This window comes from Brevundimonas subvibrioides ATCC 15264 (genome assembly GCF_000144605.1).
Classification (GTDB): domain Bacteria; phylum Pseudomonadota; class Alphaproteobacteria; order Caulobacterales; family Caulobacteraceae; genus Brevundimonas; species Brevundimonas subvibrioides.
In genome coordinates this window covers 858,763-871,431 of sequence record NC_014375.1, presented here as the reverse complement: position 1 = coordinate 871,431, position 12,669 = coordinate 858,763, and the positions used below count along the sequence as shown (strand labels likewise).

General features: G+C 69.6%; 15 protein-coding genes. 3 read left to right on the top strand and 12 right to left on the bottom strand.

The window, feature by feature from the left end:
• Positions 1 to 65 precede the first annotated feature (65 nt).
• The 12 genes from ftsH to ybgC all read right to left on the bottom strand — a co-directional run bounded on the left by ftsH (position 66) and on the right by ybgC (position 10,978).
• Positions 66 to 2,006 (bottom strand): ATP-dependent zinc metalloprotease FtsH, encoded by a 1,941-nt coding sequence (ftsH, locus tag BRESU_RS04330; protein ID WP_013268285.1) that lies wholly within the window; start codon positions 2,004 to 2,006, stop codon positions 66 to 68.
• A gap of 58 nt (positions 2,007 to 2,064) precedes the next feature.
• Positions 2,065 to 3,399, bottom strand: coding sequence for a tRNA lysidine(34) synthetase TilS (gene tilS / locus BRESU_RS04325; RefSeq protein ID WP_425358223.1), 1,335 nt, complete (start codon positions 3,397 to 3,399; stop codon positions 2,065 to 2,067).
• Complete coding sequence (locus BRESU_RS04320; protein WP_013268283.1) at positions 3,396 to 4,253, bottom strand: tetratricopeptide repeat protein; 858 nt, start codon at positions 4,251 to 4,253, stop codon at positions 3,396 to 3,398. The genes tilS and BRESU_RS04320 overlap by 4 nt, the downstream gene beginning before the upstream one ends.
• Before the next feature lie 45 nt (positions 4,254 to 4,298).
• Positions 4,299 to 5,405, bottom strand: a complete 1,107-nt coding sequence (locus BRESU_RS04315) for a DUF3667 domain-containing protein (RefSeq protein WP_013268282.1) — start codon at positions 5,403 to 5,405, stop codon at positions 4,299 to 4,301.
• Between the two features lie 288 nt (positions 5,406 to 5,693).
• Entirely contained in the window at positions 5,694 to 6,248 is a 555-nt protein-coding gene (gene pal, locus BRESU_RS04310) for a peptidoglycan-associated lipoprotein Pal (RefSeq protein ID WP_013268281.1), read from the bottom strand.
• 82 nt (positions 6,249 to 6,330) lie between these two features.
• Positions 6,331 to 7,731: a Tol-Pal system beta propeller repeat protein TolB gene (tolB, locus tag BRESU_RS04305; protein WP_013268280.1), complete on the bottom strand. Its 1,401-nt coding sequence runs from the start codon at positions 7,729 to 7,731 to the stop codon at positions 6,331 to 6,333.
• Between the two features lie 142 nt (positions 7,732 to 7,873).
• Entirely contained in the window at positions 7,874 to 8,077 is a 204-nt protein-coding gene (locus BRESU_RS17515; RefSeq protein ID WP_013268279.1) for a hypothetical protein, read from the bottom strand.
• Between the two features lie 77 nt (positions 8,078 to 8,154).
• Positions 8,155 to 8,706 carry a hypothetical protein gene (locus tag BRESU_RS17600; RefSeq protein ID WP_041761279.1) on the bottom strand — a complete coding sequence of 184 codons (552 nt, stop codon included), beginning with the start codon at positions 8,704 to 8,706 and terminating at the stop codon, positions 8,155 to 8,157.
• A 2-nt stretch (positions 8,707 to 8,708) separates the two neighbouring features.
• A complete protein-coding gene (locus BRESU_RS04290) occupies positions 8,709 to 9,170 on the bottom strand; it encodes an ExbD/TolR family protein (RefSeq protein WP_013268278.1) in 462 nt (153 codons plus the stop codon).
• A gap of 1 nt (position 9,171) precedes the next feature.
• Positions 9,172 to 9,939, bottom strand: a complete 768-nt coding sequence (tolQ, locus tag BRESU_RS04285) for a protein TolQ (RefSeq protein WP_013268277.1) — start codon at positions 9,937 to 9,939, stop codon at positions 9,172 to 9,174.
• Positions 9,940 to 10,031: 92 nt separating this feature from the next.
• A complete protein-coding gene (locus BRESU_RS04280; RefSeq protein WP_245528598.1) occupies positions 10,032 to 10,442 on the bottom strand; it encodes a hypothetical protein in 411 nt (136 codons plus the stop codon).
• 89 nt (positions 10,443 to 10,531) lie between these two features.
• Entirely contained in the window at positions 10,532 to 10,978 is a 447-nt protein-coding gene (gene ybgC / locus BRESU_RS04275) for a tol-pal system-associated acyl-CoA thioesterase (protein ID WP_013268275.1), read from the bottom strand.
• A 98-nt stretch (positions 10,979 to 11,076) separates the two neighbouring features.
• Between ybgC and def the strand changes: the two genes are divergently transcribed.
• From def to BRESU_RS04260, 3 genes are all read left to right on the top strand, one after another.
• The gene (gene def / locus BRESU_RS04270) at positions 11,077 to 11,661 is read left to right on the top strand and encodes a peptide deformylase (RefSeq protein ID WP_013268274.1); all 585 of its coding nucleotides are present in this window, start codon (positions 11,077 to 11,079) and stop codon (positions 11,659 to 11,661) included.
• The gene (locus BRESU_RS04265; RefSeq protein ID WP_013268273.1) at positions 11,661 to 11,879 is read left to right on the top strand and encodes a hypothetical protein; all 219 of its coding nucleotides are present in this window, start codon (positions 11,661 to 11,663) and stop codon (positions 11,877 to 11,879) included. Before def ends, BRESU_RS04265 begins: the two co-directional genes overlap by 1 nt.
• Before the next feature lie 78 nt (positions 11,880 to 11,957).
• Entirely contained in the window at positions 11,958 to 12,629 is a 672-nt protein-coding gene (locus BRESU_RS04260; protein ID WP_013268272.1) for a bifunctional 4-hydroxy-2-oxoglutarate aldolase/2-dehydro-3-deoxy-phosphogluconate aldolase, read from the top strand.
• Positions 12,630 to 12,669 lie beyond the last annotated feature (40 nt).

Genomic DNA, 12,669 nt, shown 5'->3' with positions numbered 1-12,669 from the left:
CGTCCAAAACGAAAAAGGGGGCGCGCCCGATGCGGACGCGCCCCCTCTCTTAGCGGATTCGACGCTCAGTGAACCGTCGGATGCTGGTCCGAGGCGACGACCGTCACGCCTTCCGACACCGGCGTTACCGGCACCGAGACCGAGGGCCCGGCGTTGGGGAAGTTGTTCTCGTCGCGGTTCGGGGCCGCGCCCTTCTCCAGCAGGTCCTTGATCTCCTCGCCCGACAGGGTCTCGTACTCCAGCAGGGCCTGGGCCAGCTTTTCCAGGTCCTCGGCCTTGCGGGTCAGGATCTCGCGGGCCTCGTCCCAGCCCGACGTGACCAGACGCTTGACCTCGGCGTCGATGGTGCGGGCGGTCTCTTCCGAGATGTTCTGGCTGCGGGCGACCGAGTGACCCAAAAAGACTTCCTGTTCGTTCTCGCCATAGGCCACCGTGCCCAGCACGTCGGAGAAGCCCCACTGGGTCACCATCCGCTTGGCCAGCTTGGTCGCCTGCTGGATGTCGGACGATGCGCCGGAGGTGATGTTCTCCTTGCCGAAGATGATCTCCTCGGCCACGCGGCCACCGGCCATGATGGCGATCCGGTCGACCATCTGCTGGTACTTCATGGAATAGCGGTCGCCTTCCGGCAGCTGCATCACCATGCCCAGGGCCTGGCCGCGCGGGACGATGGTCGCCTTGTGCACCGGGTCGGCCATCTTGACGTTCATGGCGACGATGGCGTGGCCACCCTCGTGATAGGCCGTCAGGCGGCGCTCCTCCTCGTTCATGGCCATCGACTTGCGCTCGGCGCCCATCATGACCTTGTCCTTGGCGTCCTCGAAGTCGCGGTGCGTGACCATGCGACGGTCCTTGCGGGCCGCCATCAGGGCGGCCTCGTTGACCAGGTTGGCCAGGTCGGCGCCGGAGAAGCCCGGCGTACCGCGCGCGATCGTCTTGACGTTGACGTCGGCGGCCAGGGGCACGTCCTTCATGTGGACGCGCAGGATGCGCTCGCGGCCCGAGACGTCGGGGTTCGGCACCACGACCTGACGGTCGAAGCGGCCGGGACGCAGCAGGGCCGGATCCAGGACGTCGGGGCGGTTGGTGGCGGCGATCAGGATGATGCCTTCGTTGGCCTCGAACCCGTCCATCTCGACCAGCAGCTGGTTCAGCGTCTGTTCGCGCTCGTCGTTGCCCCCGCCCAGGCCCGCGCCCCGGTGACGACCGACGGCGTCGATCTCGTCGATGAAGATGATGCAGGGGGCGTTCTTCTTGGCCTGTTCGAACATGTCGCGAACCCGCGACGCGCCGACGCCGACGAACATCTCGACGAAGTCCGAGCCGGAGATGGAGAAGAAGGGTACGCCCGCCTCACCCGCGACGGCGCGGGCCAGCAGGGTCTTGCCGGTGCCGGGGGGGCCCACGAGCAGGGCACCCTTGGGAATCTTGCCGCCCAGACGCTGGAACTTGCCCGGGTCCTTCAGGAAGTCGACGACCTCCTGCAGTTCTTCCTTGGCCTCGTCCACGCCGGCGACGTCCTCGAAGGTCTTGCGACCCTTGTGCTCGGTCAGCAGCTTGGCCTTGGACTTGCCGAAGCCCATGGCCCCGCGGGCCCCGCCCTGCATCTGGCGCATGAAGAAGACCCAGACGCCGATCAGCAGCAGGATCGGCAGCAGGCCCAGAAGGGCGCTCATCCACACCGACTGACGGATCGTCTTGGCACCGACGTCGACGCCGGCGGCGTCCAGACGGGCGGCCAGCTGGTTGTCCGAGATCGGAACGACGGCGGTGAAGCGGTTGTCGTTCTTGTACAGGCCCGTGACCTGATCGCCGGAGATGACCACCGACTTGACCTCGCCCTGCGCGACCTGGTCGTTCAGCTGGGAATAGGTGATCGTCACGGGTCGGGCGGCCGAGGCGGTTCCGCCAGGCATGGCCATGCCGTTGTTCTGGCTGATCGCGGCATAGACGGCGAGCAGGCCCAGCAGGATCACGCCTCCGATCGCCATATTACGCAGGTTCATCGCTTCGATTTCCTAGGTCGCCGGACAGGGATCCGGCCGGGGTTTGACGTCTCGAAATTCAAAATAGGTCAGGCGGCGGGGTTTCGCCATGGATCGTTCCGTGAAGGTCGCATTCCTGCGTCGTTTCGCCCAGAGCCAATGACAGGCGGCGCGGCGCAAGAGCCCGGACCTCGGCCTCGCGCCATGCAAGAACCGGCGCATCCGATCCGTCCCGGATCAGGACCGGCAGCGCGCCCCGGCCCCAGGGGGGCACGGTGTCGGCGAGAGCGCGGTCGGCCTTCGACAGCCGGTTCAAACGCCCGAGCGCCGGAACGACACTCCAGCCGGCCGCACAGGCCGTGATCTCATAGCGGCCGTCCCAGACGGCGGGGGTGTCCGTATCAAGGGCCAGCGGCCCGGGCGGCCGCCGCTTAAGCTCACCCGCCTCCCGGCCGATGATCATGCGATCGGGCGAAGCCTCGATCCTCGCCCCCGCCAGGGTCGCTGTGAAAGGGTCGCCTCCGGCCAGCCGGTCCGCGAGGGCCGCCAGCCGCTCGCTCCGGGGCAGACGATCGTGCCCCGCCGCGCAGAGCAGGTTCATGGCCAAAGCTTCGCCTGCCCAAATGAATCCCTCTCCCAGTGGGAGAGCGCTTGAGGCTCGCAGAGCGGAGCGATGCGCCTTCAGCCGAAAGGGTGAGGGGTTACGGTGCGACCCGGCAAGGGCCAAACCCCTCACCCTTTCGCGTTCCCAGTCGCTTCGCTCCAGGACGCTCAAGCCCTCTCCTTCTGGGAGAGGGAGCAGTGCACGACGAGCTTTGCCCCTCCCAAACCCTTCATTCCCTGGATCCTCGATCCAGCCCTCGCCGGCGGACCGCAGCCAGCCCCGCAGGTCCTCCCGCCGCTCATTCACCATGGGCCGCAGCAGCATCAGACCCCGCCCCTCCGGCCACGCCGGGCTGGGCGACCACTCCCGCAGACCTCCGAGCATCGTCCCCCGCGCCCGCATCCAGTCGCTCTCGGCGATGTCGTTGGCGGTATGGGCGATCAGCACGACCTTCGCGCCCGCGTCGCGCGCGGCCTCCGCGATCAGGGCATGGCGGGCGTGGCGGGCGGCGGCGGGCAGGCCGGTGGCGGGCTTGTCCCCCTCCCAGCGGCGCTCGACCCAGTCCGCCCCGACGGCCCGCGCCGCCTCCGCGCAGCGACGGCTCCAGGCCGCGGCATCCGGGTTCAGGCCGTGATCCACGGTGATCGCCAGCAATCGTCGTCCGGCCGCGCGTGCCCAGCCGGCCGCGATGTGGAGCAGGGCCATGGAGTCCCCGCCGCCGGACAGGGCCAGGACGACCGGGGGGTCGACGTTCCGTTCCAGCCGCGCGTCGAGCCGCGCCCCGACCCGCGCGTCGAGGCTGTCGGTCAGCGGCAGTTCGCCGCCCGGCCGGTGTCCGCCGCGATCTGGCGCAACGCCGGCGTGGACGTCGCCGCATAGCGCCGGGTGTATTCGCCCAGGGCCGCGCAGGCCTGCGGATCGCGGTTGGTCGCCTCCAGCCCGCGCGCGAGCTTCAGCGTCACCTCGCCGGCCCAGGCCTGGGTCGGCCAGCCCTGCAGGGCCTGGGCATACTGCTGCACCGCCCCCGCCTGATCGCCGCCCGCGCGGATGACGTCGCCGACCCGCCACAGGGCTTCGCGCGCCGAAGGGGTGTCGGGCCAGTTCACCGTGACCGCCTCCAGCGCCGCGCGGCCGCGTGCCGGGTCGGCGCTCAGCAGCACCCTGGCCGCCGCCAGATCGGAGGCGGCGTCGCCGGTCGGGGAGCGGGGCTGGGCGGCTTCCGCCTCCGCCGCTTCCTGCGCGGCGCGGGCTTCGGTGGCCGCCCGCTCCAGCGCCTGGAGGCGCCCTTCGGCGTCGGCCAGACGGGTCCGCAGGGCGGCGTTGTCGCGGTCGCTCTCGTCCTGGCTGAAGGTCATCCGCTCCAGATCGCCGTTCACGCGCTGGACCGTGGCCTCCAGGTCGCGCAGCCGCCGGTCCATGACCCCCACCCGTCCCTGCAGGGCGACGACCTCGGGATCCGGCTCGACCAGCACGGGCTCGCCCTGGCTGTTCCGCTGGGTCAGGGCGCGCTCCAGACGCCGGACGTTGCGGTCCAGCGTATCGAGGCGGCGGTTGTCCCATTGCACCGGCGGCAGGGGCTGGGTCTGGGCCACGACGGCCCCTCCGACCAGCAGGCAGCCGACGACGGCCAGGGCGACATTTCGAACGGTAAGCAGGCTCTTCATGACGCTACAGCTTTCATCGATTTGGGGCCGCCGCAAGGCCGCGGATCATCCCGTCAGGCCCATCAGCACGATCGCGGTCAGGAACAGGCCGATCGTGATGGTGCAGAAGTTCAGCAGGACGACGGTGCGCCACAGGGCCGAGAAGACCGACAGGCCATACGTTCCCTTCAGCTGGGCGAACATGTGCACGGGAATGGAGAAGAACAGCAGGACCCCCAGGAGGCCGGTGAACCATCCGTCCCACCGGCCGAGGACACCGATCATCATGGTCAGGATCGAGATGAAGGTCAGGGAATACAGCACGAACACCCCGTGATCGTACCAGGTGAACCCCCGCTTCCACGCGAACAGCAGCCACACGAACGGGATCGACAGCGGGATCAGGAGGAAGGCGAATTTATAGGCCGTCTGCTGGATCTTGTAGACCGCGAAGTCGGGGTTCGCGAGCTTGTGCAGGATCTTCTCCTTGGTCTTCTTGTCGCCGAAACCGATCTTGACGTTGCCGTTGTGGACCGCGTCCGCGACCGACGCCTGCCAGCTCCCCGGCTCCAGCCCGTCCGCCCGGGGCCCGGCCGTCCTGGCTTCTTCCAGCCGTTGAAGGCTGCCTTCCGCGCCCGCGACCGCGCCCCGGGCACCGGCCACGATACCCTCGCGGCCGGGGGTGTCGGCCGGCGTCTCGGCCTCGACGGTCGCCAGGGCCTGACGGGACTCGACCACGGCCGTTCGCGCGGCGGCGATGCGCACGTCCAGCGGTTCCTCGTCGACCACGGGCGCGCCCCCGAAGCTCAGGGCGAAGAACATCAGGAAGACGGTGAACAGGAAGATGGCCAGGGGCGAGACGTAGCGCGTCCGTTTCCCGTGGATCCATTCGCGCGTCAGCTTGCCGGGGTTCAGCAGCAGCAGCGGCAGGGTGCGCCAGATGCGGGCGTCGAAATGCATGACGCCGTGCAGCAGTTCCTCGCCCAGATGCAGCAGGGACCGGTGCACATGGGTCGGCTGACCGCAGTTGGCGCAGAAGTTGGCCGTGACCGGCTCGCCGCAATCGCTGCAGGTGTGGGCGTGGCTCTCGCCGGCGTGACCCGTCGGCTTTTCGACCGCGCCCGCGATCATGCCGCCGGTAATCAGACCACCGGTCGCTTCGATATCCACCATGAGGTCCCCCAGACCGTGCAGTGCACAATCTGACCGGCAGGCGGAGCCGAGGCAAGGGTCGAGGCCGAAGTCTCCTCCCCGTTCGCGCAGCGAATGGGGAGGTGGCACGGCGCGCCTTCAGCGCCGGGACGGAGGGGTTCCTGAAGAGGGCAAGGTCGGGGCCTACAGAGCCCCTCCACCCCTCGCCAGGAGGCGGGCGGTCCCCCTCCCTATCGCCGAGGGCGACGGGGAGGAGACAACCTGCGCTCAAGCAGCGAGCGACCGGGTCGCTCGCGTTCGCGCTCTAACTCAGTTCGCGCCGGTGACGATCGCGGTGTGGCCGTTACGGTTGCGGGCCCAGGCGTCCTCGTTGGCACCCTGGGCGATCGGGCGTTCCTTGCCGAAGCTGATGGTGTCGATCCGGCCGGCGGGGACGCCCCGGTCGATCAGATAGTTGCGGATCGATTCCGCGCGGCGGGCCCCCAGCGCGAGGTTGTACTCGCGGGTGCCGCGTTCGTCGGCATTGCCCTCGATCCGGACCTGGACCTGCGGATAGCGCTGCAGCCAGGCGGCCTGGGCGTCCAGGCGCGGATAGGCCTCGGGGCTGACCTGATAGCTGTCGAGGTCGAAATAGATCCGGTCGCCGACGTTGACGACGAAGTCCTGCTCCGAACCCATCGCCGCCGGACCGGTCGCGCCGCCGTCGATGCCGCCGTTGCCGGGCCCCGGATAGACCGGATTGTTCGCCACGGCCCCGCCGGTGCCGTCCGTCGCGCCGGTGACCGGGCGACGCGGGGTGCAGGCGGCCATGGACAGGGCAGCCAGGCCGACCAGCGCGATCTTCACTACAGTGGACTGGGACATTCTGTGGGTTCCTTCGTCTGTTCCGGGCCGTTTGCGAACCTTACCACAAGGCTGCGACGGCGATGGGTTTCGTCAATAAATATCAGGTCGGGCAGCTGTCGGCGCCGCCGGTGCCGAGGTTCTGCGGCGCAGTGTCCAGCAGCGGCGACCAGGCCGGATCGCTGCCCCGGCCCTGATAGCCCGACTGGGCGATGACCCGCCCCGACAGGTCCACCATCCACAGGTTCGTGTTTCCACCGCGCGTCTGACGCGAGAACATCAGGTAGCGGCCGTTGGGGGCCCAGGACGGGCCTTCCTCGAAATAGGACCGGCTCAGCATCCGCTCGCCCGAGCCGTCGGTCGCCATCACGCCGATGCCGAACTGTCCGCCGCCCGACTTGGTGAAGGCGATCAGGTCGCCGCGCGGGCTCCAGGCCGGGGCCGTATAGCTGCCGCCACCGCGGCTGATCGGGCGCTGGTTCGATCCGTCGGCGTTCATCACATACAGGCGCGGCGTGCCGGTCCGGTCGGAGTTGAACACGATCCGGCTGGCGTCGGGGCTAAACGACGGCGAGGTGTCGATGCCGGGGTCCGAGGTCAGGCGCGACAGCTGCCGGGTGCGCAGGTTCATCACATAGACGTCGGTATTGCCGCCGCGGATGATCGAGAAGGCCACCTTGGTGCCGTCCGGCGAGTAGCGCGGGGCCAGGGCCTGACCGTCGAACTCGCCCAGGCTTTCGCGCCGCCCGGTCTGCAGGTTGTAGAGGTAGATCCGGCTGTAGTCCTCGCCCAGCGCCATATAGGTGATCTCGTTCGGATTGGACGAGAAGCGCGGCGTCAGGATGATCTCGCTGCCGTCGGTCAGGAAAACGGGGTTGTAGCCGTCCTGATCCACGATCGCGAGGCGGCTGAGCCGGTTCAGCTCGGTGCCGCTCTCGGCGACATAGATGATGCGGGTGTCGAACACGCCGCTCTCGCCGGTCATCCGGGCATAGACGACGTCGGCGATCTTGTGCGCGATCCGGCGCCACTGCTCGGGCGTGGCGGTGAAGTTGTAGCTGACCAGCTGGCACTGCCGGTACGGATCGTACAGCCGGAAGCCGAAGTCGTTGCGCCCGTCCGGACGCGGCGTCACTGAGCCGTACAGCACCGCCTGGGCCCCGATCTGGGTCCACTGCGGAAAGTTCGGTGCATTGGCGAGTGTCAGGCCCGTCTCGATGAAACTGCCGGGATTGATCGGCTCGAAGAAGCCCGAGCGGCGCAGGTCGCCGGACAGGACCTCGGTCAGGGACGCACCGTTCTGGCCGCTGAAGGGGGCCACGGCGATCTGGAACGGGCGCAGCACGCCCTGGTCGATCTCAACCTCGATCGGCTCGCCCGTCTGGGCCGGCTGGGCCTGGGTCTGCTGACGGCTGGGTCCGTTCAGGCCGGAGGTCTGGGCCTGGAGCGAGGTCGCCAGGATGCCGAGGGCCGCCACGGTGCCGAGAAGCAGGTTCGGACGCATCGATGTCTCCTTGAGGCGCAGGCGAGAGTGTCCCGGTCCTTATCGCCAGACCGTGTGACAAACGCCAGCTTGCGGGGGAATGGGGCGACTTTCGGGACGGCAATCCTTGCCGGGGCGGGTGTCAGGGTTTGTCAGGGCCCGGCTAGCGGTTCCGGCACGCCCGTTCGGTCACGAACACCGGCCGGAACGCCCCGCCGGGGAACCCCTGCGGCACGTCGAACGGGGCGGTCTGGCGGATGGCCCGGAGCGCGCCGTCGGCGGCGGCGCGATAGACCGAGTCCGACCGGCTGTTGCGCAGCGTCGGCCCTGAGACGATGCGCCCGTCGGCCGACAGGGTCACGTCCATCTCGATCCGCAGGGCGTTCGCGCCGGGGATGTCGCAGGGCAGGGTCCAGTTCGGATAGACCTGGTTGAAGATGGCCGTCAGCTGCGGCCCGGTCGCCTGGGGTGCGCGGCCAGCCCCCTGCTGGCCGGTCGCCGCACGGGGTCCCGGCGTGGCGGCCGGGCGGCGTGGCCCGGCCAGGCTGTCCAGATCCAGTGACGGTGTCTCGCGCGGCGGGGTGGCGGCCGGACGGGTCGGCGGCGTGGGCCGGGGCGGGGTCGGACGCGGCGGCGCGGGCGTCGGCGGGGTCGGACGCGGCGGGGTGGCCGGGGCGGCGTCGGGCGCGGGGTCGGCGTCGGGGCCGGACGCGGCGGAGGCGGCGCGGGGGTCGGGGGCGTCGGCGCGGGCGGAGTCGGGGCGACCTCGGCCTCGACCGGCGCGGTGGCGGCCTCCTCGGTCACCAGTTCCTCGGACGGATTGTCGGCCGCGGCGGCCTCGACCACCTGTTCGGACACGATCGACACCGGCACCGAGGACACCATCGGCACGATGTCCTCTTCCGCCTGCGGCCAGCGCAGCAGGAACAGGGCCGCGACGCCCGCGTGCAGCAGGAGCGCGCCCAGGATCGCCGGTGACGGTGCCCGCGCGGCCATGCTCAGCTTTCCGCCGCCGTGTCCGTGATCAGGTTCAGCTTGGTGAACCCGGCCGCCGACAGCCGCGCCATGACCCGCGCCACGGCCTGATAGGGCGCGCGCCCGTCGGCCCGCACGAAGATCGACAGTTCTTCCTTGTCCGTGTCGCCGGCCGCGTCGGTGACCCGCTCGATCAGGGCGTCATAGGCCGTCTCGTCGCGCGCCACGAAGATCGCGCCTTCCTGATCGATGGAGACGGTCACCGGCGGCTTGTCGGTCTCCACCGCGCTGGCCTCGGTCTTGGGCAGCTCGACCGGCACGCCCACGGTCAGCAGCGGGGCCGAGATCATGAAGATGATCAGCAGCACCAGCATCACGTCGACCAGCGGCGTGACGTTGATCTCGCTCAGCGGCTTCTTGCGCGCGCGGCGTCGGCCCCGGCCGCGACCGCCGCCTCCGCCGCCGCCGCCTCCACCCATCGCCATCTCAGACGCTCCGGCGGTAGGCGATGTCACCCGACGGGGCCGGCGGCGGGGTCACCGGCGCGGGCGTGCTGGACCCCAGCCGCCGTGCCACGGCCGCCTGCAGATCGTCGGCGAAGCTCTCCAGCCGGCCGGTGAACTTGCCCGCGTCGATCGAGAACTTGTTGTAGGCGATATAGGCGGGAATGGCCGCCGCCAGGCCCACGGCCGTGGCGAACAGGGCCTCGGCGATGGCCGGGGCCACGGTGGTCAGGTTGGTGTTGCCCGCCGCCGCGATCCGCCCGAAGGCGTTCATGATGCCCCAGACGGTCCCGAACAGGCCGATGAAGGGCGAGGCGGTGGCCACGACCGACAGGACCCCCAGACCCTCCTCGATCCGTTGGCCTTCGCGGGCGATCAGGGAATCCAGCGCCCGGTCGATACGGCTGACCAGCAGGTTGCCCTGGGTGTCGGTCATCGGTCCCTTCTGGCGCGTCTCCTTCCAGTCGCCCAGCGCGACGACCAGCATGCGCGGCAGGGCGTGGGTCGGCTGGGGCCCCGCCTGGGCCGCGACGTCTTCCAGCGACCGGCCGGACGAGATCGCCGCCTCGAACGCATCGGCCTGGCGGTTCAGGGCGGTGAAGCGGACCGCCTTGTCGATGATGATGGTCCAGGACCAGACCGAAGCCACGGCCAGGCCCACCATCACGCTCTTCACGACCCAGTCGGCGGTCATGAACAGGGTGACCGGGTTCATCATGGAGGCGTCGGTGGCCACTTCGGCAACGGTCATGCGGGAATCCTGAGTGCGTCTTTCGCCCTATCGAGCGACGGGCGGTGGCGGTTCTATGGCAGGGTAGCGGAGGACGGGCGGTTCGGGACCGCCTATTCCTGACGACCGCCGGTCTGTGGCTGTACCGCCACGGACACGGGCGTGCCGACCGAGACGATCACGCCCTCGTGGCCTTCCTTGGCGATGGAATAGGTGGCCGCGTCCCGCAACAGCTGGTTGATGCATTCGCGGTCGTTCGTCAGCCCCACGTCCTGGCACCCGCGCTTGGCCGCGTCGGCCCAGCCGCGCACCCGGCGCGTCGCCGCCTCGGCCCGTTTGATGGAAGCCTCGTCCTCGGCCGCCGCCTGGGCGATCAGGGCCTGGCGCGCGCCCTGCTGGTATTGCAGCTCGGCCTGGCCGGCCATCTTCCGTTCCCAGACCTTGTAATAGGGACAGCCCACCAGCCCGCCGCCGATCAGCAGCACGAACAGCAGGAAGGTGACGATCACCGCGCTGCCGCTCATTTTCATGTCCGACGACGACGTCATCGCATTCTCCCCCACAGTCCCGTCGAGTCTAGCGGTGCCGCCCCGCGCGGCAAGTTACGAAACCGTCAGGCCGACGCCAGCCACGGCGCGACCGCCTCGACCAGGGCCTTCGTCGGTCGGCGGGGCCGTCCGTCCAGGTGGATGCAGACCGCCGTCACCTCGGCCCGGCACAGCGTGTCGCCGTCCCGCTCGATGACCTGGGAGATCATCAGCCGCGGCCCCTTCACCGCGTCATAGGTGGTCCGCACGGTCAGGGCGTCGTCGATCCGCGCCGGTCTGACGAAGTGCAGTTTCATCTCCGCGATGACGAAGGCCATGGGGGCCTCGCCCTCCAGCAGCTGCGCATGGCCGATGCCGATGGCGCGCAGGAAGTCCGACCGCCCCCGCTCGAAATAGCGGACATAGTTGGCGTGATAGACCACCCCGGTGAAGTCGGTGTCCTCGTAATAGACCCGCACCGGCAGCAGGTGCGCGCGGCCGTCGAAGCGGCCGACGGTGGGCTGGTCGGTCATGATCGATCTCCCTTCGCGGTATGGGCTCCCTCCTACAGCACACCCGCGCGGCATGCGCCAAACTTGACCCTTCGCCCCCCCACGCCTACCTGACGGCCATGGCCATCCGACGCATCCTGACCATCGACAACACCGCCGACCTGGCGATCCTGAAACAGGTGTCAAAGCCGGTCGCCGTCGTCGACGACGCCGTGCGCGCCCTGATGGATGACATGCTGGACACCATGTACGACGCCCCGGGCATCGGCCTGGCCGCCGTGCAGATCGGCGAGCTTCAGCGCGTCGTGGTCATGGATCTGGGCGACGGCCCGGCACCCGAAGCGGCTGAAGCCGCCGCCGAAGACGAGGAGGGCTCGGAAGAGACCCGCGTCCCCAATCCCCGCTTCTTCGTCAATCCGGAAGTCATCTGGGCCTCGGACGAGACCTTCTGCTACGAGGAAGGCTGCCTCTCCATCCCCGAATATTTCGACCAGGTCGAACGCCCCGCCCGCGTCCGCGTCGCCTATCTGGACCGCACCGGTGCCCGCATTGAGGGAGAGATCGAGGGTCTCTATGCCGTCTGTTTCCAGCACGAGCTGGACCACCTGAACGGCGTCCTGTTCATCGACCACCTGTCGCGCCTGCGCCGCGACCGCGCCATGTCCAAGGTCAAAAAGACCATGCGCCTGAGAGAGGACGCCTGATGGCCCGCGCACGATCCCGCATCATCGATTCCTCCGGCCGTCGCCGCCTGACACGCTCGGAAAAGATCGGCATCGGCTCCGTCGCCACCCTGGTGGGCGTCGCGGCCCTCGGTGTGCTGGCCGGCGTCCTGCTGGACCGCCTGCTCGACTTCGACGACGCGCTCGATGCCGGGGGCGAATGGGACGAGGGCGGCGGCGTGGGAACGCGCTGGCAGTAGGCCGGAAGCTGCAACGCAACGTCACTTGACGGAACGGCGCGTCCGGACGATTCCGGCTCAGCCTTTCCGGAGCCCGACATGCCGCACGACCGCCTCTCCGTCCTGACCGCCCTCCAGGCCCAAGGCGTCTGCCCGGTCTTCTACCATGCGGACCCCGACGTCGCGCTGAACGTCATCCGCGCCTGCGCCCGGGGCGGCGCGCCCGTGATCGAGTTCACCAACCGGGGCGACTTCGCCGTCGACCTGTTCGCTGACATCGCCCGGGAGATCGCCCGCACCGACCCGGACATCATCCTGGGCATCGGCTCGGTGCTGGATGCGGGCACGGCCGCCATGTTCCTGAACCGCGCCGCCCGCTTCGTGGTCAGCCCGGCCCTCGTCCCCGAGGTCGCCCAGGTCTGCAACCGGCGCATGGTCGCCTACTTCCCCGGCTGCGGCTCGGTGCGCGACATCACCGAAGCTCACGCCCTGGGATGCGACATCATCAAGCTGTTCCCCGGCGCGTCGGTCGGCGGCCCGGACTTCGTCAAGGCCGTCATGGGCCCCATGCCCTGGACCAAGATCATGCCGACCGGGGGCGTCGACCCCGACGCGGCCTCCATCGCCAAATGGTTCGGCGCGGGCATCGTCGCCGCCGGCATGGGCTCCAAACTGATCACCGACGCGGCCGTCAAGGCCGCCGACTGGGCCGGCATCGAGGCCTCGGTGCGCTCGGCCGTGGACGCGGTGAAGGCCTTCCGCCAGGCCTGATCGTCTCCTCCCTGTCGCGCAGCGATGGGGAGGTGGCAGC

Excerpts from the sequence above, each read along its gene's own strand:
- ftsH (WP_013268285.1), bottom strand. The coding sequence starts at position 2,006 with ATGAACCTGCGTAATATGGCGATCGGAGGCGTGATCCTGCTGGGCCTG.
- BRESU_RS04320 (WP_013268283.1), bottom strand. The coding sequence starts at position 4,253 with ATGAAGAGCCTGCTTACCGTTCGAAATGTCGCCCTGGCCGTCGTCGGC.
- BRESU_RS04315 (WP_013268282.1), bottom strand. The coding sequence starts at position 5,405 with ATGGTGGATATCGAAGCGACCGGTGGTCTGATTACCGGCGGCATGATC.
- pal (WP_013268281.1), bottom strand. The coding sequence starts at position 6,248 with ATGTCCCAGTCCACTGTAGTGAAGATCGCGCTGGTCGGCCTGGCTGCC.
- tolB (WP_013268280.1), bottom strand. The coding sequence starts at position 7,731 with ATGCGTCCGAACCTGCTTCTCGGCACCGTGGCGGCCCTCGGCATCCTG.
- BRESU_RS17515 (WP_013268279.1), bottom strand. The coding sequence starts at position 8,077 with ATGGACGTGACCCTGTCGGCCGACGGGCGCATCGTCTCAGGGCCGACG.
- BRESU_RS17600 (WP_041761279.1), bottom strand. The coding sequence starts at position 8,706 with ATGGCCGCGCGGGCACCGTCACCGGCGATCCTGGGCGCGCTCCTGCTG.
- BRESU_RS04290 (WP_013268278.1), bottom strand. The coding sequence starts at position 9,170 with ATGGCGATGGGTGGAGGCGGCGGCGGCGGAGGCGGCGGTCGCGGCCGG.
- tolQ (WP_013268277.1), bottom strand. The coding sequence starts at position 9,939 with ATGACCGTTGCCGAAGTGGCCACCGACGCCTCCATGATGAACCCGGTC.
- BRESU_RS04280 (WP_245528598.1), bottom strand. The coding sequence starts at position 10,442 with ATGAGCGGCAGCGCGGTGATCGTCACCTTCCTGCTGTTCGTGCTGCTG.
- ybgC (WP_013268275.1), bottom strand. The coding sequence starts at position 10,978 with ATGACCGACCAGCCCACCGTCGGCCGCTTCGACGGCCGCGCGCACCTG.
- def (WP_013268274.1), top strand. The coding sequence starts at position 11,077 with ATGGCCATCCGACGCATCCTGACCATCGACAACACCGCCGACCTGGCG.
- BRESU_RS04265 (WP_013268273.1), top strand. The coding sequence starts at position 11,661 with ATGGCCCGCGCACGATCCCGCATCATCGATTCCTCCGGCCGTCGCCGC.
- BRESU_RS04260 (WP_013268272.1), top strand. The coding sequence starts at position 11,958 with ATGCCGCACGACCGCCTCTCCGTCCTGACCGCCCTCCAGGCCCAAGGC.